The sequence below is a fragment of the Streptomyces sp. NPDC101118 genome (assembly GCF_044759445.1).
GTDB lineage: Bacteria > Actinomycetota > Actinomycetes > Streptomycetales > Streptomycetaceae > Streptomyces.
Window position 1 is genome coordinate 51,028 of record NZ_JBIVZG010000020.1, and the last position, 24,373, is coordinate 75,400.

The following is a 24,373-nucleotide window of genomic DNA, read 5'->3' on the forward strand; positions in this document are numbered from 1 at the left end:
TCGCTCATGCGGCCGACGGCATGCCCGGTGGGCCCCGAAGCCTCCCAATGCGGCCTGCGTGGAGTGGTGTTGCTCGTCACGCGCGCAGGGGCGGCGCCGGCACACGAAAAGACCCCGTCCCCGGATGACGGGGGGCGGGGCCTTTCCGCACTTCGCTGACCAGCCGGATCAACGAGGCGGGGGCGGTGGGGTCACGGGTGGGTGCGCGGTTCCTGTCCACACGTCAGGATTCGGCTGGATCGGGGCGGTTGGCCGAAACCTCGCTCCACCGTGAGGAGTACACGGCCCGACCCCTCGGGATGATTCGCGCTGCCCGGTTCATGACACAGGGTGGTCTCGTCCACACATCTCCGAAAGGAACGGCTTTCGTGCGCATGCGACGATTCGCACCGCTGCTCGCCGCGGGCCTCTTCGCCACGACGATCCCCGCGCTCGCCCCCGCGCAGGCCTCGGCCGCCACCACGCCCGAGTACCTCCGGCAGAAGCCCGCCTGGCACCGCTGCGACTCCTCACAGCCCGCCGCCTTCCAGTGCGCGACCGTCAAGGTGCCGCTCGACTACCGGCACCCCGAGGGCCGCAAGATCGACCTGGCCATCTCGCGGCTGAAGACCTCCACCCCCGCCAAGCGCCACGGCGTGCTGCTGCTCAACCCCGGCGGCCCCGGCGGCCCGGGCCTCGACCTGCCGCTGATGATGCGGGCCGAGCTGCCGAAGAAGGTCGCCGAGAAGTACGACCTCATCGGCTTCGACCCCCGCGGCGTCGGCCTCAGCACCCCGGTCACCTGCGGCCTGACCGACGCCGAGCAGAACTGGCTGCGCCCGTACAAGCGCGAGACCTTCGCCGCCGACGTCGCCCGGTCCAAGTCGGTGGCGGCCAAGTGCCGTGCCAGGGCGGGCGACCTGCTGCCCCACATCACCACCCGCAACACCGCCCGCGACATGGACACGATCCGCGTGCTGCTGGGCGAGAAGAAGATCAGTTACGTCGGCTACTCGTACGGCACCTACTTGGGCGCCGTGTACAGCCAGATGTTCCCGTCCCGCACCGACCGCTTCGTCCTGGACAGCGGCGTGGACCCGGCGCGCGCCTGGCGCGGCATGATCCAGGTCTGGGCCTCGGGCGCGGAGCCGGCGTTCACCCGCTGGACCAAGTGGACGGCGCAGCGCAGCAGCCAGTACAAGCTGGGCGGCACGCCGGCCGCCGTCCGCAAGACCTTCTACGGGCTGGTCGCACGCGCCGACCGCACCCCGATCGAGATCGACGGCACGAAGCTGACGGGCGACGACATCCGCTCGGCCCGCGCGGTGTTCTTCAGCGTCAGGGAGGCGGCCGAGTTCGTCTCCGCCCTGAAGCAGGCCGCCGACGGCTCCCGGCAGGTCCGGCTGCCCGCGGGCGTCCTCCCGGAGCAGCAGTCCGCGGCCGACCGCCCCGCCGCGGGCGTGCCGGACGACAACGGCACCGCGGCCTTCTGGAGCGTGCTGTGCGGCGACACGGCCGCCTGGCCGCGCGACCCGGAGCAGTACCGCCGGGACGCCGTCCGCGACAAGGCGCGCTACCCGCTGTACGGCGACTTCGCCTCCAACATCATGCCGTGCGCCTTCTGGAAGAAGCCCGTGGAGGCCGCCACGCCCATGACGGTCAAGGCCCCGGTCCTCACCGTGCAGAACGAGTGGGACTCGCAGACCCCGCTGGCCAGCGGCAAGGGCCTGCACCGCGCCCTCAGGGGATCCCGCATGATCCTCGCCGAGGGGGGCGTCGGACACGGCGTCTACCTCGTCGACCGCGCCTCCTGCGCCAACGCCCCGGTCACCTCCTACCTGGTGACCGGCAAGCTCCCGGCGCGCGACCTCACCTGCCGCACGGCCGGTGACGGCGGCGCCCGCGTGGACGCGCCGCTGCCGAAGCCGCAGCCGTTCCCCGCGTTCTAGACGGTCGCGGTCCACAGCGTTCATCCCGGCCGGGCACGCCCACGCGTGCCCGGCCGCTCCAACCCACGGGCGGTCGTACGGACATGAACACCGACGAGACCCCGGGCACGGTCGGCCCGGCCGTCACCTTCGGCCTGCTGGCGGCCTGGGCCGTGCACGACCTGGAGGAACTGCTCACCGTGCCGGGCTGGTCCCGCGACCGGCTGCCCGAGCTGGAGCGGCGCTTCCCGCGCGTGCCGGAGCGGGTCTGGCGGCAGCCGGCGCCCGCCGACGGCCGGGAGTTCGCGGCCGCGGTCGCCGGCATGGCCCTGGTGGTCACGGCCGCCGCCGCGGCGGGGCACCGGACCGGCGGCCGGTCCGCCTTCTACCAGGGAGCGGTCAACGGCTTCGGCCTGCACGGGCTGGTGCACCTGGCCCAGGCCGCGGTCGTCCGCGGTTACACCCCGGGCGTGGTGACCTCCCCGCTGCTGGTGGTGCCGTTCGGCCTCTGGGCCCGCGGCCGCCTCCGCGAGGCCGGCGTACTGCGCCCCACGCGTCCCCGCGACGCGGTGCAGGGCCTGGCCCTCGCCGCCGCGGCCACCACCGCGAGCCACACGGTGGCCCGGCTCCTGCTCCGGCGCCGGGGCCGCTGAGCCGGGACGCCGCCGCGCTGGCCCGCGTACGACGCCCCGCGCGCCCGGTGCCGGTTCAGCCGGCCGGGGTGTCCCGGGCCGGGGCGTCCCCGGCCGCGGCCCCGGCGTCGCCCGGGGCCGCCTTCCCGGACCCGTCCCGCACCTCGCACCCGGCCTCCTTCCGGGCCGCCGCGCGGGCGGCCTGCCAGGCGGTGGAGTCGAGGAAGTGGTTGTCGAAGCGGTCCTGCGCGGCCAGTACGTCCTCGACCGACGCCTCGCCGCGGCCCACCCGCTCCAGCAGCCGGAAGTACTCGAAGCGCTCCACGCCCGGCGCGATGACGATCAGCAGGTCCACCGGTGAGCCGGGTGCCGCGGCGAACGCGTGCGGCAGGTGGGGCGGCACCACCACCAGGTCGCCCGGGCCGGCCGTCACCACCCGCTCGCCCGTCAGCACCTGGGCCCGCCCCGAGATGACGAAGAACAGCTCGGAGGAGCCCCCGTGGTAGTGCGGGGTCGCTCCGTCGGCACCTCGTTCCAGGGTCACCCGCATGGTGCTCAGCGCGCCCTCGGTGGCGTCCGCGTCGGCCAGCAGGCGGCCCTGCCCGCCGAGCATCCGCACCACCTCCGCCTCGGCGTCGCGTACGACTACGGCATCAGGTCCGGGCAGCGTCATCGCCGTCCCCTTTCCCTCTTCGGATCCAGGGTGATTCGTCCTCTGATAGTAAGTCATCTAACTATCAGCTTCCGAATAGACTGGCTCACATGACGCAAAAGGACCAGGTCGACACGATGGTCGGCCAGTGGGAGCGCGAATGCCCGGGGCTCGGGCTCGACCTGGAGGCCATGGGGATCGCGGCCCGGCTCGGCCGCTTCGTGCTGCTCGCGGAACGGCGGGTCGAGGCGACCTTCGCCGCGCACGGCCTGCGCAGGGGCGAGTTCGACGTGCTGGCGACCCTGCGCCGGTCCGGTGCCCCGTACGAGCTGATCCCGTCCGCCCTCGCCGACGCCCTGCTGATGACCCGGGCCGGCATCACCAGCCGCATCGACCGGCTGGAATCGGCCGGTCTGGTCCGGCGCCGCATCGACCCCGAGGACCGCCGGAGCGTCAGGGTGGCCCTGACCGAGGCCGGGCGGGAGCTGACGGAGGCCGTCGTCGCGGCCCACTCCGCCAACGAGGGCGCGCTGCTGGCGCCCCTGGCCGGCGAGGAGCGTGTGGTGCTCGACCTCCTGCTGCGCAAGCTGCTGGCCGGAGTGGAGGAAGGGTCCGCCGTCGAGTCCTGAGCTGCCACCAGTGGCTTCGGGCCCGCTCGGCGTGCTTGAAGTTGCGCGTTTCAAAGGCGCTTCGAACAACTTCTTACACAGTGCGGCCCTCGCGCGCTATGTTGCCAGGCGCATGCCAATCGCACAGCCGTGGTGCGGAAGGGCTCGCTCCGCCGTGCCCACGACCGCCGCGCCGCGCCTTCCCCCGGCCCCGGACCGCATGAGGAGCTGCCCCCATGGGACTCGGTCAACGCCTGGCACGAAGGGGCCGTCCGCGCCCCGGCACCCCCACCCCGCGCACCCGCTTCACCCTCCGGACCCGCTCCACCAGGACCCCGTCCGCCACCAGGACCCCGTCCGCCACCAGGACCCCGTCCACCCCCCGCCCCGGCCGCCTGCGCCGCGTCCTCGGCACCGCGCTCGCCGCGGCCCTCGCCGCGACGGCCCTGGTCACCGTGGGCCCCGCGGCCCCGGCGGCCGCCGCCTCGGCGGGAAACGCCACCGGCATCACCCAGTCCGGCAACACCTTCACCGTGACCACCTCCAGTGCCGCCAAGGCCCGCGTGGTCGTCGCCCGCGCCGACATCTTCCGCATCTGGCTCTCGCCCGACGGCGCCTTCACCAACGACCCCGCGGGCACCGACCTCGCGGTCACCACCGACTTCGGTTCCGTGGTCACCAGCTCCGCGGACGCCGGCGGCTACTACCGCATCAACACCCCGTCCCTCACCATCCGCGTCAACAAGTCGCCGCTCCGCTTCTCCGTCTACCGCGCCGACAACACCACCCCCGTCTGGCAGGAGACCCAGGCCACCACCTGGTCCGGCGGCAAGACCACCCAGTACCTCGCCCAGGGCCCGGACGAGCAGTTCTACGGAACCGGCCTGCGCCTGGGTGAATGGGCGCTGCGCGGCAAGACCGTCCCGGTGGCCGTCGACAACCGCTGGCGCGAGAACAACAACGCCAGCCCCGCGCCCTTCTACATGTCCACCAACGGCTACGGCGTGATGCGCAACACCTGGGCACCCGGCTCGTACGCCTTCACCGCGCCCGGTGCCTTCACCCACGACGAGACCCGGTTCGACGCCTGGTACTTCACCGGCGACTCCCTCAAGGGCGTCCTCGACGCCTACACCGACGTCAGCGGCAAGCCCTTCATGGCGCCGGTCTGGGGCTTCGAACTCGGCAACGCCGACTGCTTCAACGCCTCCAACCCCGACTACCAGGGCGACCACAACCGGCTCCGCCACCAGACCACCCCCGACGTGGTCGGCTACGCCGCCGACGCCCGCGCCGCGGACATGCCGTCCGGCTGGTTCCTGCCCAACGACGGCTACGGCTGCGGCTACACCCAGCCGCTCAAGTCCACCGTCGACGCCCTCAAGGCCAAGGGCTTCCAGACCGGCCTGTGGACCTCCACCGGACTCTCCGGCATCGCCGACGAGGTCGGCACCGCCGGCACCCGGGGCGTCAAGACCGACGTCGCGTGGATCGGCAGCGGCTACAAGTACGCCTTCGACGGCGTGAAGCAGGCCGTGGACGGCATCGAGAAGAACTCCGACGCCCGCCGCTTCGTCTGGACCGTCGACGGCTGGGCCGGCACCCAGCGCAACGCCGTCGTCTGGACCGGCGACACGTACGGCACCTGGGACGACATGCGCTGGCACGTCCCCGCCATCACCGGCGCCGGCCTCTCCGCGCTCAACTACGCGGCCGGCGACGTCGACGGCATCTTCGGCGGCAGCCCCAAGACGTACGTCCGCGACCTCCAGTGGAAGGCCTTCACCCCCGCCTTCATGACCATGTCCGGCTGGGGTGCCGTCAACCCGTCCGCCGGCTACCAGGACAAGCAGCCCTGGCGGTTCGCCGAGCCCTACCTGTCCATCAACCGTACGTACCTCCAGCTGAAGATGCGGCTGACGCCGTACCTCTACACGATGAGCCGCACCGCCCACGAGACCGGCGTCCCCAGCACCCGCGCCATGGTCCTGGAGTACCCCGACGACCCGGTCGCCCGCGGGAACCTGACCAGCGGCCAGTTCCTGGCCGGCGACTCCTTCCTCGTCGCGCCCGTGGTCTCCGACACCACCACCCGCGACGGCATCTACCTCCCGGCGGGCGCCTGGACCGACTACTGGACCGGCAGGACGTACGCCGGCCCCGGCTGGCTCAACGGCTACAGCGCGCCGCTCGACCGGCTCCCGCTCTTCGTCAAGGGCGGCGCCATCGTCCCGATGTGGCCGAAGATGAACCACGCCGGTGAGAAGCCCGTCTCCACCCTCACCTACGACATCCACCCCCGCGGCGCCTCCACCTTCACCCTCTACGAGGACGACGGCCTGACCCGCGCCCACCTCACCGGCGCGTACGCCCGCCAGAAGGTGGACGTCACCGCGCCCGCCGCCGGCACCGGAGACGTCACCGTCGCGGTCGGTGCCGCCAACGGCTCGTACGCCGGCAAGCCCGCCTCCCGCGGCTACGAGCTGAGCCTGCACGTCGCGGCCGCCCCCTCGGCCGTCACCGCAGACGGGTCCGCGCTCCCGGCGCTGACCTCGAAGAGCGCCTACGATGCCGCGGCCACCGGCTGGTACTTCGACCCCGCCGACCGCTCCGGGATCCTGTGGGTGAAGACCGGCGGCAAGGCCGGCGCCTTCACGGTCACCGCCACCGGCACCCGGATCCCCGCCGCGGACGCGGTCCCCGGCTCGCAGCCGATCCCGAACTCCGGCTGGTCCGTGGCCCACGCCGACAGCCAGGAGACCGCCGCCGAGAACGGCGCGGCCGCCAACGCCATCGACGGGAACGCCGGCACCCTCTGGCACACCGCCTGGTCCTCCGGCAAGGCCGCCGCCCTGCCGCACGAGATCCAGATCGACCTGGGCGCCCGCTACGCCGTCGACGGCCTCGGCTACCTGCCCCGGCAGGACGGCGGGGTGAACGGCCGGATCGGCCAGTACGAGGTCTACGTCTCCGACACGACCTCCGCCTGGGGCACCCCCGTGGCCACCGGCACCTTCGCCGACACCGCGGCCCTGAAGAACGTACCCCTGGCGGCCAAGACGGGCCGGTACCTCAGGCTCAGGGCCCTCACCGAGGCCGGCGGCCGCGGCCCCTGGACCAGCGCCGCCGAGATCACCGCCACCGGCCGCGCCGTCCCCCTCCCGGTCGACGCCACCCTGGTCAACGCCGCCTCCGGCACCTGCGTCGACCTGCCGTACAGCGCGACCACCCCCGGCACGGAACCCACCCTGTACGGCTGCCACGGCGGCCAGAACCAGCGCTGGACCCTGCACCAGGACGGCCGGCTCACCGGTCTGAACGGCGTCTGCCTCGACGGGGCCGCCGCCGCCCGGATCACCATCCAGACCTGCGACGGCAGCGCCGGCCAGAGCTGGGGGCTCGGCCCGCAGGGCAGCATCCGCAACGCCGGCCAGTGCCTGGCCGCCTCCGGCTCGGCCAACGGCAGCAAACTCACCCGCTCGGTCTGTGACAACAGCGCCGCCCAGCGGTGGTCCAGCGGCTCCTGACCCGCGGGACCCCGTACCCCCCACCCGCCGCGCCGCCCCGGACCCCACCCGGGACGGCGCGGCGCCGTCTTCCCGCCGGCCGGTCAGGCCTCCCGTACGGCGATGGCCCCCACCGGGCAGGCGCGGGCGGCCTCCCGGACCAGGGGACTCCCGGCACCGTCCTCACGGCCCGGCAGCAGGGCGCTGACCCCCTCGTCGTCCTGCGTGAACACCCCGGGCGCCGTCAGCGCGCACTGGCCTGCGCCGATGCACCGCCCCGAGTCGATCGAAATGTGCATGGGACCTCACCAGGTCACGGGGAGTTCGAGCATCCCCTGGATCGTGTCGCCGGGCTTGAAGGCGATCTCCTCGGGCGCCACCGCCGGCCGCAGCCCCGGCAGCCGGGCGAAGAGCGTGCCGAGCGCGATCTCCATCTCGGCCCTGGCCAGGTTCTGGCCCAGGCACTGGTGGATGCCGAAGCCGAAGGCCACATGGTGGCGGGCCGGCCGGTGCCAGTCCAGGACATCGGGGTCCGGGTACACGGCCGCGTCGCGGTTGATCACCGACGTGGCGAAGACCACCCCGTCGTCCGGCCGGATCACCACCCCGCCGATCCCGACCGGCTCCGTCGCCACCCGCAGCATCCCGTCCGCGATGGACAGGAACCGCATCAGCTCCTCCACCGCCCCCGACAACAGCGAGGGATCGGACCGCAGTTCGGCCAGCTGCTCCGGGTGCCGCAGCAGCGTGTACGTACCCAGGGAGATCATGTTGGCGGTGGTCTCGTGCCCGGCGATCAGCAGGATCGCCGCGATGGAGACCAGCTCCTCCACGTCCGTCCGCCCGGTCTCCAGCCGCTCCGCGATCAGCTCGTCCAGCAGCCCCTCGCCGGGCGTCACGCGCTTGCGTCCGATCAGCTCCCGCAGGTACGCGTTGATCCGGTCCCGCGCGTCCTCGACGTCCGCGGGACCGGGCCCGCGCAGCAGCCGCCGCGACTGGGCCTCGAAGAACTCGTGGTCCTCGTACGGCACTCCGAGCAGCGCACAGATCACCATCGACGGCACCGGCAGCGCGAACGCCCCCACCAGCTCCGCCTCGCGTGCGCCGCCCGCCGTCATCGCGTCGATCAGCCGGTCCACGGTCTCCTGGATCCGCGGCCGGAGCTCCGCGGTGCGCTTCAGGGTGAAGCTGGGGATCAGCATCCGCCGCTGGGCCTGGTGCTCCGGGTCGTCCATGCCCAGCAGGGCCGCCCGCTGCGTGCGCGCCACGCCCGCGAAGCGCGCCGAGGGGACGGGGAAGGCCGCGTTCTGCCGGTCGGAGGACAGCCGTCCGTCCGACAGCAGGGCGCGGGCCTCGGCGTGCCCGGTGACCACCCACACCGAGCGCCCGTCGTACAGGCTCACCCGCGACAGCGGCGGTCCTTCGGTCAACGGCCGGTATCCGGCGGGCGGGTGGAAGGGGCAGGTGCGGTCCTGGGGGAAGGCAACGGTCTCGGTCGTCTCGGTGGTCGTCTCGGTCGTCATCGCGCAACCTCACAAACACGGGTCCGTCTGGCCTGGCCGGTTCGCGGAGGATCAGCCCCACGGCCCGGCCCCGCCCATTACATGCCTCAGGCACCTATCCGGCCCACGCCATATTCGGCCAAACCACACAGTTCCCCCGGAAGGCGTACGGCTACTCGTTGTGCAGCACCGAGGCGATGGACAGCCGGGCCGCCGACCGGGCCGGCACCAGCGCCCCCAGCACCGCGATCCCCACGCCCGCGCACACCAGGCCCGCCAGCTGCGGCGCGTGCCAGACGTCCTTCATCCACCCGGGGAAGTCCACGATCCCCACGTTGTCCACCAGCAGCCGGTGCGCCGCCATCCCCAGCGGGATCCCCAGGACCCCGCCCACCAGCCCCGGCCCCGCCACCGAGGTGACCGTCATCAGCACCACCTGACGCGGGGTCATGCCGACGGACTTCAGCATCCCGAGGTCCCGGCGCCGCTCCCGCGTGGTCAGCAGCACCGTGTTGAACACCCCGAGCGCCGCCACCGCGCCCAGCAGCACCGAGAACACCGAGGAGAAGCCGACCACCGTCGCCGTCGCCGTGTTCCCGGCGCCCGACGGCTCCGCCGCCAGCCCGGGGTCGGCCGCACGGACGGCCCTCGCGTAGGCCGCCGCGTCCGCCCCCGGCGCCAGCCGCGCCCGGTACTCGGTCGCCCGGGTCCCCGGCGCCAGCGCCTCCAGCGTCCGCCAGTCCGCGGCCAGGGACTTCGCGTTGCCCTCGATGACCCGGCCGACCACGGTGACCGGCACCGTCCGCCCGCGCACCTGGAGCGCGGTCCGGTCCCCGACCGACAGCCCCCGCTGCGTGAGGAAGGCCGGGCCCGCCGCGACCTCACCGGCCCGCGCCGGCCAGCGTCCCTCGACGACCGCGTCGGCCAGCACCCCGGTGTCCCCGCGGTAGAAGTCGGCGAAGTACGTCCCGGGCTGCCCCGCCAGGCGCACCTGGGTGAACGCCCGCGCCAGCACCTGCTCCGCCCCGAGCGCCCGGAGCCGCGCCTCCGTCTCGCGGTCGCCGAGCACCTGCGCCGGACGCCCGGAGGCCGAGGGGTCCGCGTCGACGTGCACGCCGGGCCCGCCCGCGCCCCCGCCCAGGTTCGCGAACGCCAGCATCGTGCCGGTCAGGCCCGTGGTCACGGTCACCGTCGTCACGCCCAGCGTGATCGCGGCCAGCGTCAGCAGGGACCGGCCGGGCCGGGCGAAGGGCAGCCCCAGCCCCAGGCTCACCGCGCGCGGGAGCCGTGTACCGCCGAGGAACCGCTGCACGCGCAGCCCGCGCCCGGTGGCCGGCGCGCTGCCCGCCGTGATCGCCCGCGCCGCGGGCAGCCGGTGTGCGCGCAGCGCCGGGACGAGCGCGGCGGCCAGCACCAGCAGCGGCATCCCGGCCAGACAGGCGACCGCGGGCCAGGGGCCCACGTCCATCGGGGCCAGGCCGGTGTCGATCCCGGAGAAGGCGATCCGTACGAAGGGCCGGGCGAGCGCCCCGCCGGCCAGGGTGCCGAGCAGGCAGCCGAGCGCCGCCGGCACCGCCACCATCAGCAGGTAGACGGCGACCACCTGGTTCGGCGTGAACCCCACCGCCTTCAGCACCCCGATGTGCCGGTGCCCCGAGACCACCGCGCCGCTGACCACGTTGCCCACGATCAGCACCGAGACCAGCAGGCCCAGCACGCCGAAGAGCGAGACGAAGGGCAGGTACGCGTCCGCCAGGGAGGAGAAGGCCTCGGCGAGGGCCTGGTACGACTGCCGCGCCGTGACGGCATCCGCCGGCAGCCCGCGCGTCGCCGCGGCCAGCGAACGGTCCACCGCCGCACGCGACCCCGCGTCCTCGAACCGGTACAGCATCTGCGCCGAGTCCGGGCGCAGCGCGGCCAGCTGACCCGGGGTCACCCACGCCCCGGCCGACCGGCTCATGCTGGTCGCGAAGCCCACCACCCGCAGCGGCGGAACCCCCGGCACGGTCAGCCGGCTGCCCAGCAGCGACCGGTCCGGGGTGCCGGCGACACCCCAGTTGACGACGATCTCCCCGGGCCCCCGGACCCACCGGCCGGTCAGCACGCGCACCCGGTCCACCGGACCGCCCGGGTCCGCCCGGCCCACCACCGTCAGCGCGCCCGACGCCAGGTACATCCACGGTTCCGGCAGGTCCACGGTGGCCTGCCCGAAGGGTCCCGCCGCCGCTTCGACGCCCGGCCGGCGGGCGGTCGCCGCCAGCCGGTCCGCCGGGGCCCTGGCGGCGTCGAAGGCGACCACCGCGTGCGCCCCGCGCTGTTCGGCGAACGCCTTCTCGAAGGGTGCCGACGCCGCCCCGACCAGCGCCAGGGCCAGCAGCACGGTGGTCGTGGCGCACAGCACGACCAGCGCGATCACCACCGTCTGGATCCGGCGCCGGCCCACGGCCGCCCGCGCGGCCCGCCACACGGCGCTCACGCGCCCGCTCCCCGGAGCCGGGCCGGGCCCGCGGCGGAGGCGTCCGGTGCCTCCGGTCCGTCCAGGGTGCTCTGCCGAGCCACCCGGCCGTCCGCCATCTCCACCAGCCGGCTCGCGCAGCGGGTCGCCAGCTTCGGGTCGTGGGTGACGATCAGCAGCGTCTGCCCGATCTGGTTCAGGTCGATCAGCAGGTCCATCACCTGCTCGCCCGACCGGCTGTCGAGGGCGCCCGTCGGCTCGTCGGCCAGCAGCAGGGCCGGACGGTTCATCAGCGCGCGTGCCACCGCCACCCGTTGCCGCTCACCGCCGCTGAGCGCGGCCGGGTAGCTGTCGCGCCGGTCGGCGACGCCCAGCTCGTCGAGCAGCTCCAGCGCCCTGCGGCGGGCCTGCCGGGCGGGGGTGCCGGTCAGCTGGGCCGCCAGCGCCACGTTGTCCAGGGCCGGCAGGTCGTCGATGAGGTTGAAGAACTGGAAGACCATCCCGATGTGGTGACGGCGGTACAGCGCGAGGCCGGTCTCGCCGAGCGCCCCGAGGTCCTGCCCGCGCACCTCCACGCGCCCCGCCGTCGGGCGGTCGAGGCCCGCCACCATGTTCAGCAGGGTGGATTTGCCGCAGCCCGAGGGGCCCATCACGGCGACGGCCTCCCCGGCCCTGATCTCCAGGTCCAGCCCGTCGAGTGCCTTCGCGTCGCCGTACTCCTTGTGCACGCCGTCCAGCCGGACGACGACGCCGGGCGACCTGTCTTGATCGATTGTCATGCCCCGAACCTACGAGTGGGGCCGCGGGCGCCGCGTCGGTCCGTCGGTGTACCCGGCGGCCGCCGTCATCCCGGGGATGTACGGTGCTGCACCGGAGGGATGACGATCTTGACGCGGGCCGGGAGGGGGAGCGGATGGGGAACTGGCCGGCCGGGGCGCTCGTGGCGCTGGCGGCGGTGTGCGGCGTGGCCCTGGTCCTCGCGCTGGCGCTCGTACGGGCCCGGCGCCGGTACCGGGAGGCGCTGGGGGAGCGGGGCTGGCTGCTCGAACGCGAGCGGGAGGGCGCGGCCAGGGCGGCCGTCGACGCCGAGCGGGCCCGGATCGCCGCCGAACTGCACGACGTCGTCAGCCACAACGTCAGCCTGATGGTGGTCCAGGCCGGCGCCGCCCGCGAGGTGCTGACCGCCCTGCCGGACGAGGCGGCCGCCGCGATGGGCGCCGTCGAGGCGGCGGGCCGCAGCGCGATGACCGAACTCCGGCACCTCCTGGGCCTGTTGGCGCCGGCCCAGGACGGCAAGGACCGCCCCTACGGGGACGACCTCGCGCCGCAGCCGGGCCTGGCCGGGCTGGGCGTGCTGGTCGACCGGATCTCCTTCGCCGGACTGCCGGTGGAGGTCAGGATCTCGGGGGAGCCCCGGCCGCTGCCGGGCGGCGTCGACGTGACGGCGTACCGCATCATCCAGGAGGCGCTGACCAACGCGCTCAAGCACGGGGACGGGGGGAAGGCGGAGGTGACGGTGCGTTACGCGGACCGCTCGCTGCGGGTGGAGGTCCTGAACACGGGCCCGAGCGTGCTGAACCCGGCCACGGCCGGGCGCGGTGCGGGTGCGGAGGCCGGTACGGGTACGGGACCGACTACGGAGTCCGGAACCGGTACGGAAGCCGCCCCGGGCACTCCGCACCGCCCCCCGCGCCCCAGGACGGCCGACGGCGCCGGCCGCGGCCTGCTGGGCCTGCGCGAGCGGGTGGCCGTGTACGGCGGCGACCTCGACGCCCGGCGCCGCCTCGGCGGCGGCTACCGGGTCCGCGCCCGCATCCCCCTGGACCGCCCGTGACGACGCCGGCCGCACCCGGGCCCGCACCCGTACCCGGCCCCGCACCCGACTCCGTATCCGGGGCCGAACCCGGGCCCGCCCCCGTACCCGCGGCCGAGCCCGCCCCGCGCGTCGTCATCGCCGACGACCAGGAGCTGGTCCGCACCGGCTTCCGGCTGATCCTGACCTCCCGCGGCATCGATGTGGTCGGCGAGGCCGCGGACGGTGCAGAGGCGGTGGACCTGGTGGCCCGCCTGCGGCCCGACGTGGTGCTGCTGGACATCCGGATGCCGGTCATGGACGGCCTGGAGGCCGCCCGGCGGATCCTCGCCACGACGCCCGGCTGCCGGGTCGTCATGCTGACCACCTTCGACCTCGACCAGTACGTCTACGCCGCCCTGTCGGCCGGGGCGAGCGGCTTCCTGCTCAAGGACGTCACCTCCGAGCACCTCGCCGCCGCAGTGCGGCTCGTCGGCACCGGCGACGCCCTGCTCGCCCCCTCGATCACCCGCCGCCTGGTGGAGCGCTTCGCCGCGCCCGCACCGGCGCCCGCCCCGGCCCCCGCCGTCCACCGCGAGCTGGCCGCCCTCACCCCGCGCGAGAGGGAGGTCCTCACCCTCGTCGGCCGGGGCCTGTCCAACGCGGAACTGGCCGCCCGGCTGACCCTGAGCGAGGCCACGGTGAAGACCCACGTGGCCCGCATCTTCGCCAAGCTGGCGCTGCGGGACCGGGCGCAGGCGGTCGTCGTCGCGTACGAGACGGGACTGGTGGCCCCGGGCGACGACGCCTGACGCGGAGCGGTCACGGGGAACGGCCATGGGAACTGCCACGGGGAACGCCCACGGGGAACGACAAAGGCGAGGAAGGGGTACACCCACTCCTCGCCACTCTCAACTTATAACGCACCGGGGGGCTTGCGGCAAGGCCCCGGGGATGGGTCAGAATCGCCGACCTACCCCCCGAGCCTGCCGAATGTGGAGATTCACGACGTGCGTGTGTTGTTCCGGCTCATGTCCCTGGACCGGCGGTGAGGCCGGCCATGACCTCTTCCCTCACCACGAGCGCGTTCGACCTGCCCGACCGGCTCGCCCACAAGGCGGACCCGGCACTGACCGACGCCGACGAGCGGCACTTCGCGGCCGTCTCCGAGAGCCTGGCACAGACCATCGCCGAGCTGTCCGAGCGCCTGGAGGCCGAACGCCGCGCACCCGGCGGCGCCGGCCGCGCCGCGATGGACCGGGACGCGGAGATCCACCGCCTGACCGGACGGCTGCGCACCCTGCGCCGCTTCGGCCGCGACCTCTGCCTGGGCCGGATCGTCCCCGCCGACGACCACGAGCCCGTGTACATCGGGCGCCTCGGCCTGACCGACAGCACGGGGCGCAGGCTGCTCCTCGACTGGCGCTCACCCGCGGCCGAACCCTTCTTCGCCGCCACCCACGGCGGCCCGATGGGACTGGCGAGCCGCCGCCGGTACCGCTGGACCGGCGGCCGGATCAGCGACTACTGGGACGAGGTGTTCACCGCCGAGGGCCTCGAGGGGCACGCCGTGCTCGACGACCAGTCGGCCTTCATCGCGAGCCTCGGCGGCAGCCGGTCCGCCCGGATGCGGGACGTGCTCGCCACCATCCAGGCCGACCAGGACGCCGTCATCCGCGCCGGCTCCGCCGGCACCCTGGTGGTCGACGGCGGGCCCGGCACCGGCAAGACCGTCGTCGCCCTGCACCGCGCCGCCCACCTCCTCTACTCCGACCCGCGCCTCGGACACCGGCGCGGCGGCGTGCTGTTCGTCGGCCCGCACCAGCCCTACCTCGCCTACGTCGCCGACGTGCTGCCCAGCCTCGGCGAGGAGGGCGTACGCACCTGCACCCTGCGCGACCTCGTCCCCGAGGGCGCCCGGGCGAGGGCCGAGACCGACCCCGAGGTGGCCCGGCTGAAGTCGTCCGCGGACCTGGTGGGAGCCGTGGAGGCCGCCGTACGCCTCTACGAGGAGCCGCCCGCCGCGGGCATGACCGTGTCCACCCCCTGGTCCGACCTCCGGCTGACCGCCGACGACTGGGCGACGGCCTTCGACGCCGTGGAACCGGGCACCCCGCACAACGAGGCGCGCGACCAGATCCTGGAGGAACTCGTCACGATCCTCACGGAGAAGGACGACAGCGGGGCCGCCCCCCACCTGCTCCGCAGGGCGCTGCTCCAGGACCGGGAGCTGACCGGCACCCTGCACCGCGCCTGGCCGCTGCTCGACCCCGGCGAGCTGGTGGGGGACCTGTGGTCGGTCCCCGCGTACCTGCGCCGCTGCGCCCCCTGGCTCGGCCCCGACGAGGTCCGCCGCCTCCAGCGCCCGGAAGCAGGGGCCTGGACGGTCTCCGACCTGCCGTTCCTGGACGCCGCGCGCCACCGGCTCGGCGACCCGGAGGCGTCGCTGCGGGCCCGCCGGCAGGAGGCCGCCGCGGCGGCGGAACGCGAGCGCATGGCCCACGTGATCGACAGCGTGCTGGCGGCCGACGACGACGGGGAGGGCGCGGTGACGATGCTGCGCGGCCGGGACCTCCAGGACACCCTGGTCGACGGGCAGGCCCCGCCCGGCGCCGAACCCGAGCCGTTCACCGGCCCGTTCGCCCACGTCGTCGTGGACGAGGCCCAGGAGCTGACGGACGCCGAGTGGCAGATGCTGCTGCTCCGCTGCCCCTCCAGGAGCTTCACGGTCGTCGGCGACCGCGCCCAGGCCAGGCACGGCTTCGCAGGGACCTGGCGGGACCGGCTCGAACGGGCCGGGCTCGACCGGATCACCGTGTCCTCCCTGAGCATCAACTACCGCACGCCGGAGGAGGTGATGGCGGAGGCCGAGCCGGCCATCCGCGCCGCGCTCCCGGACGCCAACGTGCCGGTCTCGGTGCGCAGCAGCGGCATCCCGGTCGGCCACGGCCGGGCGGCGGACCTCCCTACGGTGCTGGAGGCCTGGCTCGCCGAGAACGCCGACGGGACCGCCTGCGTCATCGGCGCCCCCGCGTTCCCGGAGTCCGACCGGGTGCGGTCGCTGACCCCGTCGCTGGCCAAGGGGCTCGAGTTCGACCTGGTGGTCCTGGTCGACCCCGACGCGTTCGGCGGGGGCGTCGAGGGGGCCGTCGACCGCTACGTCGCGATGACCCGCGCGACCCGGCAGCTCGTCGTCCTGACCAACCCCTGAGGCCGCGGTGGTGCCGTGCCTGACCCGTACGGCGCACCCGGGCTGTCCTCCCGGGTGATACCGGTGGCGTGGGCCCGTGGCCGCCCACGCCGTCCTCGGTACGAAGGTGAGCCGGCGAACGGCAGGAGAGAGCATGGAGCGGAAGCACGAACGCCTGGCGACGGCCCGGGCCGCGGGCATCGCGGGGGTGGTGTTCGCGGTCCTGACGGCCACGGCGATCGCCCTCGTGCGCACCGCCCTGCCGGACGGCGCCGACGACACGGTCGTGGACGCCGGACAGCGGAACGCGCTGCGCACGGCGCTGGAGCTGCTCCCCTTCGCCGGGATCGCGTTCCTCTGGTTCATGGGCGCCCTGCGGGAACAGGCGGACGGCACCGAGGACAGGTTCGTCTCGACCGTGTTCCTCGGCAGCGGGCTGATCTTCGTCGCCACCCTGTTCGGGGCCGCGGCGGCGGCCGGCAGCGTGCTCGACGAGGACCCGCAGGGCTCTCCCTTCGGCAAGGAGTTCGCGTACGCCCTGCTCACCACGTACGCCATGCGGATGGCGGCGGTGTTCGTCCTCACGACCTCCACCATCGGCCGCCGTCGCGGCTCCCTCCCGCGCCCGCTCGTCGTCATCGGCTACCTCGCGGGTCTGACGCTGCTGGTCGTGGCCGCGAACGTGCCCTGGTGCGAACTGGTCTTTCCCGCCTGGGTGCTGCTCCTCAGCCTCAACATCCTCCTGGGCCGGCGGCCGGCCGGTGCGCCGCCCGGGGCGAGGGCCTGAGCCTGCCGGGGCCCTTCACCCGTACGGTCCGCCCCTCGTCGCGGCCGTCCGGCCCCCCGCCCAGAGTGGTCCGCAGGGGGTCAGCCGGGCCATCGGAGAGGAACCTTCCCGTGGTGAGGATTGCCGTCGACCTGAACCGGTGCCAGGGGTACGCGCAGTGCGCGTTCCTCGCACCGGACGTCTTCGTCATGCACGGCGACGAAGCACTGCTGTACGACCCGGACGCCGACGAGGCACAGCGAGCGAAGGTGGCGCAGGCCGCCGCGGCCTGCCCCGTCCAGGCCATCCTCGTCGACGCGGTGGACACGGGGGGCGCTGTGGCCACCGCGGACGCGTCGGCCGAGGTGGTGTCCGGTGCCCGTTGACGGATCCCTGGACCAGCTCAAACGCGAGGGACGCATCGTCGTCGTCGGCGCCTCGCTGGCCGGCCTGCGGGCCGCCGAAACCCTGCGCGCCAAGGGCTTCGCGGGGTCACTGACCATGATCGGCGACGAGCCCTGCGAGCCGTACGACCGACCGCCGCTGTCCAAGGGCGTGCTGCTGGGCAAGGCGGCCGCCGAGCGCACGGCACTGCCCCGGCTCAGGTCCATCGACGCGACCTGGCGGCTCGGCGTCCCGGCCGGCGGCCTGGACATGGCCGCGCGGCGCGTGCGGCTGGCCGACGGCGACGAGGTGCCGTACGACCGCCTGCTCATCGCCACCGGGGTCCGGGCACGCCCCTGGCCGCGGGAGGAGGAGGCCGAACTCGACGGCGTCTTCGTGCTGCGGACCCGCGACCACGGGGCCGCGCTCGCCCGCCGGCTCGCCGAGGGACCCCGGCGGGTGCTCGTCATCGGCGCCGGGTTCACCGGCTCGGAGATCGCCTCCGCCTGCCGCGAGCGCGGCCTCCCCGTCACCGTCGCGGAGCGCGGCGCGGCGCCGCTGGTCGGCGCGCTGGGCGGGGTGGTCGGCGCGGTCGCCGCGGAGCTCCACCGCGAACACGGCGTCGACCTGCGGACCGGTGTGATGGTGACGGCCCTGGAGGGCGACTCCTCGGGCCGGGTGCGCGCCGCGCACCTGTCCGACGGCTCGACCCTGGAGACCGACGTGGTGGTCGTCTCGCTGGGCGCGATCCGCAACACCGAATGGCTCGCCGGATCCGGACTCGGGGCCGGCCCCCGGGGAATCGCCTGCGACGCCGGCTGCCGCGCGTTCGACATCCGCGGGATCGTCACCGACGACATCTACGCGGCGGGCGACGTGGCCCGCTGCCCGCACCCGCTGTTCGGCTACCAGTTCCTGTCCCTGGAGCACTGGGGCAACGCCGTCGCCCAGGCCGAGATCGCGGCGCACAACATGGTCAGCGGGAGCACCGACCGGGTGCCGCACATGGAGGTGCCGGCCTTCTGGTCCTCCCAGTTCGGCGTCAACGTCAAGTCGGTCGGCGTGCCGTCGATGGCGACGGAGATCCTCATCGCGCAGGGCTCGCTCGAAAGCCGCCGGTTCGTCGGCGTGTACGGGTACCAGGGGCGCGTCATCGGCGCCGTCGCCTTCGACCAGGCCCGCTGGCTGCCGTTCTACCAGGAGCTGATCGAGTCCACCGCGCCGTTCCCGCCCGCGTTCGCCACGGTCGACCGGCACACGGACGGACAGCGGCCGCTCGACGCGGACTTCCCCGACCCGTCCGTACCCACGCACGGCCCCACCGTGACGCTCAGCGGATACTCACCGGCCGACCGCCGGATGACGTTCACCCCCGCGCACTGACCCGCTCGGCCACGAGGACCTGCCATGACGCAATCCCTGCTGCACCGGATCCTGGACTACGACAACCGGGCCAACCCGTACCCGATCTACGAAGAGCTGCGGAAGAACCCGGTCCACCACGAGGCCGACGGGCCGTTCGTGATCAGTACGTACTACGAGATCCGGGGCCTCCTGCACGATCCCCGGATCAGCTCCGACGCCCGCAACCTGGCCTCCAACGCCGCCGACCCGCTGGCCGAGCCCGCCTCGGAGGAGAGCGCCCTGCCGCCGGGCTTCCTGCGGCTGGACCCGCCGGAGCACGACCGGATGCGGCGCATGACGAACCGGCCCTTCGGCCCGCCGCACTCCCCGCGCCGCGTGGACGGGATGCGCCCCGAGCTGAAGGACATCGTCGACGGCCTGATCGACGGCATCGGCGACCCGGCCCGGATCGACCTCGTGGAACAGTTCTCGTACCCCTTCCCGGTCACGGTGATCTGCCGGCTGCTCGGAGTGCCGCGCGAGGACGAGGCGCGCTTCCACGTGTGGGCCGACACCCTCGCGGCCAGCCTGGACCCCGACCCGGACGCCGATCCCGCCGACCGGGGCAAGGGAGCCCACGACGCCCGGATGCAGCTGGGCATGTACCTGGCCGGGCTGATCGAGGAACGCCGCAAGAACCCCGGGGACGACATGCTGTCCCAGCTGGCCACGGCCAAGGGCGGCGACGGCTCCATGACCACGATGGAACTGCTGAGCACCGCTGCCCTGCTGCTGATCGCCGGGCACGAGACCACGGTCAACCTCATCACCAACGGCATGCTGACCCTGCTGCGCAACCCCGGCGTCCTGGAGCGGCTGCGCGCCGAACCGCGGCTGGCCGTGCCCATCGTCGAGGAACTGCTGCGCTTCGAACCGCCGGTCCAGCTGCTGCCGCAGCGCACCACCCTCGCCGACATCGAGGTCCGCGGCGTCACCATCCCCAAGGGCGCCTCCCTCTGGCTGGTCCTGGCCTCCGGCAACCGCGACCCCCGCCGCTTCGACGACCCGGACCGCTTCGACCCGGACCGCCCCGACATCCAGCACCTCGGTCTGGGCAGCGGCATCCACAGCTGCTTCGGCGCCCCGCTGGCCCGCCTGGAAGCCCAGCTGGCCCTCTCGGAACTGGCCCGCCGCCTGGTCAACCCCCGACTGCTGGACGACCCGCCCCCGTACCGCCAGAACGCCGTGCTCCGCGGCCCGCGCCACCTCAACATCACCTGCGACGACATCCGGCCCTGAGCCGGCCCGCCGTCTCCACCCCGCCTCCGACGCGGGCGGACGTCACAGGCCCCTCACGCACGCCCCCGGCCCCGATCGGCGCCGGGGGCGCAGTCGTCACGCCGGCGTGACGGGACCATGCGGAGCGGGGGCGTACGCGGGCGGAAGGGGGCGCGTACGCGAGCCGGTGCGCCAGCTTCCGAAGAATTGTGAAAGACGCCCCGCACCAACGGCCCCGTTTCCGGTTGGCTAGTACGTGAGAGCAGTACCACTCTCCGGCTGCCGGACCTGGGGGCAGGCACGCCCGGTCACCGCACGCACCACTGGAAGGGACCGCGTCACCGTGGATCTCGTCGGGAACGCAGCGCTCGTGCCGATAACCGTAACCCCGGCCCGTGCGTTCGTTAGTCAGGTAGCCGCCGCGTCGGCCGGCGGTGACAGTGGTCAGCCGTGGGGGTGCGCATGAGCGAAGGCGAGTTCGACCCATCCGGGGACCAGACGGTCTCCAATGAGCTGGCGGGAGTCCTGCCCGTGGAGTACACGGCATTCCACTCGCAGCACCACCGCGCCTACCTGCGTTACGCCCACCTCCAGCTCGGCTCCCGCCAGGACGCCGTCGAGGTGGTGGACGACGCGTTCACCTTCCTGCTCAAGGTGTGGCCGCAGGCGCTCAAGGAGTCCAGCCTGCACGGCTTCGCCTGGTCGGTGCTGCGCGAACACGTCGAGCGCCGCCTCGCCGTACTGGACAGAACACCGGCCATGGTCGAGACAGCCTGGTTCGCGGCCCTCCGCCGCTCCAAGCGTCAACGCCTCGAACTCCAGGAAGCCAGACTCGCCTTGTACGCCGCGATCGCAGAACTCCCCGACCGCGACTACGACATCGCCCTCCTCGCCTTCCTCGGGGGCTACCACGAGGACAAGGTCGCCCAGATGATGGGCATCAGCTCGGCGGCGGTCCGCTCCAAGATCCGCGGAGCCCGCCGCACCCTGTCCCGGAAACTCGGGCTCGACTGGGCCGCCGGAGAGGAGAAGGACCAGTGAGCGACACGACACGGGATCTGACGACCGTGCTGTGGGAGGTGACGGTGGCACTCCACGACTCCGAGGTCCTCGCCGAGGAGTACGCCGGCTACGACGAGGACGCCGCCCGGCGCCGGATCGCCCGCCGGGTCGTCGCCGACCGCACCCGGGCCGCCGCGTCCTCTCTCCGCAACGCCGCCTCCCGGCGACTGCCGGGCCGGCGGCGGCCCGCCCCGCCCGACACCCTCGTCCTCGACGCCGCCTGTCACGTCCGGGCCGCCCGCGGACTCGACGCACTGGCCTGGCACCTGGTCGAGAGCGAGGAGTTCACCGCCCGCGCCCTCGACGCCGGGTCCTGGCCGCACGGCCAGGACTCCGCGCTGCTCTTCGGCTGTCTGCTGCACCTGGCCGGCCGCCTCGAAGGCGCCCAGTTCTGGTTCCAGTACGCCGCCGGGGCCGGCTCCCGCACCGCCGCGCACTGCCTCTACCTGCTCCACCTCTCCCGCGCCGAGGTCAGCACGGCCCGGCACTGGATGAGCCAGACCCGTACGCTCCCGCCGGAGACCGGGCTCCCGGTGCTGCCCGCGCTCCCCGACGGCCTGGAGGACGCGCTGGGCGCCTCCGTCATCTGGACCTCCCCGCCGATCACCACGCAGGACCTCACCTTCCTGCCGCACGAACCCGGCCTCGCCCCCTCCGAGCAGCCCCTGCGCGACCGGCACCGGCTGCCCGCCGGGCTGCGCCGCGCCATCGCTGCGCTCGTCCCGGAGGAGGACCCGGACCTGGGCGAAGTGCTGCTGCCCAGCCCGCAGTTGGCCGTCGCGCTCGCCCGGTGCGCCCGGCTGAACCCGGCCCGGCTGACCGAGGACGCCGCCGAGTGGGCGCCCGGGATACTGCGGGCACCGGGCCTCACCCACGCCGCCCAGCAGGTGCCGGACCCGGGGCCGGCGCCGGCCGCGCTGACCTCCGTACACCGGGCGCTCCGCGTCCTGGAGGTCATCAACCGCTACTCCGGCGGCGTCAACCTCGCCCAGATCGCCCGCCAGACGCAGCTCCCGCAGCTGTCCCTGGCCCAGGTGCTGACCCAGCTGGTCCGCGCGAACCTGGCGGTGCCGCTGGGCCACGACGCGTACGCCGCGGGCTCCGCCCTCCGGCTGACCGGCGCGGCCGGCGCGGGCGGCATGGGGCAGCTCCAGGAGACCCTGGCCTGGGTGCGCGACGCGGTGGGCGCGGCGGTGTACGTCAGCCGCTACACCGACGGCGAGGTCGCCATCACCCAGTACGCCGACGGGCCGGCCGCGCCGGTCGTGGAGGAATGGGTGGACTTCCGCGCCGCCGCGCACGCCTCGGCGGTCGGCAAGGCCCTGCTGACCCAGCTCGACTACGACGGCCGGATGGACCACCTGGCGCGCCACCGCATCGCCCGGCTGACCTCGCACACCATCACCAGCGAGACGGTGCTCTTCCACCAGCTCGACACCCGGCAGCCGAACGACCCGCTGCTCGACCTCCAGGAGTACGCCCTGGGCACCCAGTGCGCGGCCGTCCCCATCACGGCGGGCCCGAACGCGGAATGCGTGGCCCTCTCCCTCCCGGGCACGGACCCGCAGCGCCTCCAACAGGCGGCCCGCACCCTCCAGAGCGAGGCGGCCGCGGTCCTCCTGGCGCTGCTGGTGGCCGGCACCACCCCCACGGCCGTCATCGCTGAACCCGCACCCGCACCCACCCCCACCCCGGCCCCGAGCAGAGGAGGCGTCCTCCTCACCCCGACCGCCTAGGGTGCACACTTCTGCATCGTGGAGATCATTGAGGGCGAGCTGGGGCGTCTTCGGGCCGGACCGGGGGCCGAGGACAGCGGGCTGCTGCCGTTTCTCGTCCGGGTCCGATTCGCGGCCGAGGATCCGGCCCGGGTCATTGCCCGTGCGCGTGCGGTGCTGACCGGCGTGGTCGAGCGCGTGGGGGACTGGCCTCCGGACGAACGATGGCCGCAGCTGCTGCCGGCCTGGTTCGTCCGGCGGTGCGCGCCCGAGCCGGGGCCTGAGGAAGCCCTCGATGCCGAGGCATGGCTGCGGCAGTGGCGGGCGATGACGCCGGAGCAGAGGGCGGCTGCCGGCGACGGCCCCTGGACGCTGCTGGACTGGCTGTACTGCTTCGACCCGACCGAGGAAGGAGCCGGTGACGACCGCAGCTGGTGGTGGTGGGACACCGGCACCGACGGACGGGACGGAGGCTGGGTGGAAGTGGCCACCGACGGCTGGCCGTTCGGCAGCGGGTCGCTGTCCTGGCTGATCGAGGCCAGTGGCGGCACGGATCTCACGTACGGAGCGTGAACCCCACGCGGTGCCTAAGGGTTCGCGCGGGCGCCCAGGGTGGCGACCGCGTTGATCAGGCGGTCCCAGAAGAGGTCCCGGTCCAGGGTGAGGGCCACTCGGGCGTTCGGCGGGTGGCCCAGGTAGCCGTGGAGGTCCACCACCGTCGCACCGCGGGTGTACTCGCCGCGGAGCTCCACCGTGACGCCCGCCTCGACGCAGTGCACGATCGCGGGGTCGAGCACCCGGGCCACCGCCACCGGGTCGTGCAGCGGCGGGGCGGTGAAGCCGTACAGCCTGCGGTACGTGCCGGCGAAGAAGGTCATCAGCTCGACGCAGGTGCGGCCGAGTTCCGTGCCCAGGCCCTCCAGCCGGGCCAGTACGTCCGGCGTCGCCAGGGCCTGGTGGGTGACGTTCAGCCCGCACATGGTCACCGGCACGCCGCTGCGGAACACGATGTCCGCGGCCTCCGGGTCCACGTGGACGTTGAACTCGGCGGCCGGGGTCCGGTTGCCCCGCTCCGTGGAGCCGCCCATCAGCACGATCTCCCGGATCCGGCCCCGGACTTCGGGGTGGCGGGTCAGCAGCAGCGCGATGTTGGTCAGCGGTGCCGTCGGCACCAGGGTGACCGGCTCGGGGTGCTCGGTGAGCAGCCGGCGCATCAGCTCCACCGCGTGCTCCGGGACCGCGTCCACGGTGGGTTCGGGGAACCGGGGCCCGTCCAGGCCGGACTCCCCGTGCACGTCACCGGCGGTGCGCAGGGGCGCGACGAGCGGCCGGTCGCAGCCCGCCGCGACGGGCACGTCCGTGATTCCGGCGACCGTGCACACCCGGCGGGCGTTGAGGGTGGTCTTCTCCAGCGTCTGGTTGCCCGCCACCGTGGTGATGGCGAGCAGGTCGACCGCCGGGTCCCCGGCCGCCAGCATGATCGCCAGCGCGTCGTCGTGCCCGGGATCGCAGTCGATGATGATCGGTACGCCCACGCCTGCTCGCTCCTCGTCCGCCCGGTCGGGTGCCGCCTCGTCCGT

19 protein-coding genes and 1 pseudogene are annotated in these 24,373 nt (G+C 74.1%); 14 read left to right on the forward strand and 6 right to left on the reverse strand.

All coding sequences use genetic code 11. The features are described 5' to 3' along the window. The first annotated feature begins 368 nt into the window (after nucleotides 1–368). Nucleotides 369–1,928 (forward strand): alpha/beta hydrolase, encoded by a 1,560-nt coding sequence (locus ACIQUQ_RS27410; RefSeq protein WP_403980882.1) that lies wholly within the window; start codon nucleotides 369–371, stop codon nucleotides 1,926–1,928. 83 nt (nucleotides 1,929–2,011) lie between these two features. Next, nucleotides 2,012–2,560, forward strand: coding sequence for an HXXEE domain-containing protein (locus ACIQUQ_RS27415; protein WP_403980884.1), 549 nt, complete (start codon nucleotides 2,012–2,014; stop codon nucleotides 2,558–2,560). A gap of 55 nt (nucleotides 2,561–2,615) precedes the next feature. Here the strand turns inward: ACIQUQ_RS27415 and ACIQUQ_RS27420 are convergent, their stop codons facing one another. Next, nucleotides 2,616–3,212 (reverse strand): cupin domain-containing protein, encoded by a 597-nt coding sequence (locus tag ACIQUQ_RS27420; RefSeq protein ID WP_403980887.1) that lies wholly within the window; start codon nucleotides 3,210–3,212, stop codon nucleotides 2,616–2,618. Between the two features lie 89 nt (nucleotides 3,213–3,301). Between ACIQUQ_RS27420 and ACIQUQ_RS27425 the strand changes: the two genes are divergently transcribed. Next, nucleotides 3,302–3,820, forward strand: coding sequence for a MarR family winged helix-turn-helix transcriptional regulator (locus ACIQUQ_RS27425; RefSeq protein ID WP_403980889.1), 519 nt, complete (start codon nucleotides 3,302–3,304; stop codon nucleotides 3,818–3,820). Nucleotides 3,821–4,035: 215 nt separating this feature from the next. Next, complete coding sequence (locus ACIQUQ_RS27430; protein ID WP_403980892.1) at nucleotides 4,036–7,326, forward strand: TIM-barrel domain-containing protein; 3,291 nt, start codon at nucleotides 4,036–4,038, stop codon at nucleotides 7,324–7,326. Nucleotides 7,327–7,409: 83 nt separating this feature from the next. On the opposite strand, the gene ACIQUQ_RS27435 is transcribed toward ACIQUQ_RS27430, so the two are convergent. The 4 genes from ACIQUQ_RS27435 to ACIQUQ_RS27450 form a co-directional block, all read right to left on the reverse strand. Next, nucleotides 7,410–7,604, reverse strand: a complete 195-nt coding sequence (locus ACIQUQ_RS27435) for a ferredoxin (RefSeq protein ID WP_399955429.1) — start codon at nucleotides 7,602–7,604, stop codon at nucleotides 7,410–7,412. Nucleotides 7,605–7,610: 6 nt separating this feature from the next. Continuing rightward, nucleotides 7,611–8,828, reverse strand: a complete 1,218-nt coding sequence (locus ACIQUQ_RS27440) for a cytochrome P450 (RefSeq protein WP_403980896.1) — start codon at nucleotides 8,826–8,828, stop codon at nucleotides 7,611–7,613. 151 nt (nucleotides 8,829–8,979) lie between these two features. Then, nucleotides 8,980–11,283, reverse strand: coding sequence for an ABC transporter permease (locus ACIQUQ_RS27445; protein WP_403980897.1), 2,304 nt, complete (start codon nucleotides 11,281–11,283; stop codon nucleotides 8,980–8,982). Continuing rightward, nucleotides 11,280–12,041 carry an ABC transporter ATP-binding protein gene (locus ACIQUQ_RS27450; RefSeq protein WP_403980898.1) on the reverse strand — a complete coding sequence of 254 codons (762 nt, stop codon included), beginning with the start codon at nucleotides 12,039–12,041 and terminating at the stop codon, nucleotides 11,280–11,282. Before ACIQUQ_RS27450 ends, ACIQUQ_RS27445 begins: the two co-directional genes overlap by 4 nt. A gap of 134 nt (nucleotides 12,042–12,175) precedes the next feature. Between ACIQUQ_RS27450 and ACIQUQ_RS27455 the strand changes: the two genes are divergently transcribed. The 10 genes and pseudogenes from ACIQUQ_RS27455 to ACIQUQ_RS27500 all read left to right on the forward strand — a co-directional run bounded on the left by ACIQUQ_RS27455 (nucleotide 12,176) and on the right by ACIQUQ_RS27500 (nucleotide 23,366). Further along, nucleotides 12,176–13,096, forward strand: coding sequence for a sensor histidine kinase (locus tag ACIQUQ_RS27455; protein ID WP_403980900.1), 921 nt, complete (start codon nucleotides 12,176–12,178; stop codon nucleotides 13,094–13,096). A 116-nt stretch (nucleotides 13,097–13,212) separates the two neighbouring features. Continuing rightward, entirely contained in the window at nucleotides 13,213–13,866 is a 654-nt protein-coding gene (locus tag ACIQUQ_RS27460; RefSeq protein ID WP_403981108.1) for a response regulator, read from the forward strand. A 248-nt stretch (nucleotides 13,867–14,114) separates the two neighbouring features. Continuing rightward, complete coding sequence (gene helR, locus ACIQUQ_RS27465) at nucleotides 14,115–16,265, forward strand: RNA polymerase recycling motor ATPase HelR (protein ID WP_403980903.1); 2,151 nt, start codon at nucleotides 14,115–14,117, stop codon at nucleotides 16,263–16,265. 133 nt (nucleotides 16,266–16,398) lie between these two features. After that, nucleotides 16,399–17,031, forward strand: a complete 633-nt coding sequence (locus ACIQUQ_RS27470; RefSeq protein WP_403980905.1) for a hypothetical protein — start codon at nucleotides 16,399–16,401, stop codon at nucleotides 17,029–17,031. A 113-nt stretch (nucleotides 17,032–17,144) separates the two neighbouring features. Continuing rightward, nucleotides 17,145–17,396, forward strand: coding sequence for a ferredoxin (locus ACIQUQ_RS27475; protein WP_403981110.1), 252 nt, complete (start codon nucleotides 17,145–17,147; stop codon nucleotides 17,394–17,396). Then, a complete protein-coding gene (locus ACIQUQ_RS27480; RefSeq protein WP_403980907.1) occupies nucleotides 17,386–18,777 on the forward strand; it encodes an NAD(P)/FAD-dependent oxidoreductase in 1,392 nt (463 codons plus the stop codon). The genes ACIQUQ_RS27475 and ACIQUQ_RS27480 overlap by 11 nt, the downstream gene beginning before the upstream one ends. 24 nt (nucleotides 18,778–18,801) lie before the next feature. Then, a complete protein-coding gene (locus tag ACIQUQ_RS27485; RefSeq protein WP_403980909.1) occupies nucleotides 18,802–20,037 on the forward strand; it encodes a cytochrome P450 in 1,236 nt (411 codons plus the stop codon). A gap of 441 nt (nucleotides 20,038–20,478) precedes the next feature. Next, complete coding sequence (locus ACIQUQ_RS27490) at nucleotides 20,479–21,057, forward strand: RNA polymerase sigma factor (protein WP_403980911.1); 579 nt, start codon at nucleotides 20,479–20,481, stop codon at nucleotides 21,055–21,057. A gap of 872 nt (nucleotides 21,058–21,929) precedes the next feature. Beyond that, nucleotides 21,930–22,712 (forward strand): annotated as a pseudogene (locus ACIQUQ_RS27495) (IclR family transcriptional regulator C-terminal domain-containing protein); the annotation flags it as partial. A 120-nt stretch (nucleotides 22,713–22,832) separates the two neighbouring features. Further along, the gene (locus ACIQUQ_RS27500; protein ID WP_403980913.1) at nucleotides 22,833–23,366 is read left to right on the forward strand and encodes a hypothetical protein; all 534 of its coding nucleotides are present in this window, start codon (nucleotides 22,833–22,835) and stop codon (nucleotides 23,364–23,366) included. Nucleotides 23,367–23,380: 14 nt separating this feature from the next. Here ACIQUQ_RS27500 and ACIQUQ_RS27505 read toward each other — a convergent pair whose 3' ends face one another. After that, on the reverse strand, nucleotides 23,381–24,328 hold the full coding sequence (locus ACIQUQ_RS27505) for a nucleoside hydrolase (RefSeq protein WP_403980915.1): 948 nt from the start codon (nucleotides 24,326–24,328) through the stop codon (nucleotides 23,381–23,383). Nucleotides 24,329–24,373: the final 45 nt, after the last annotated feature.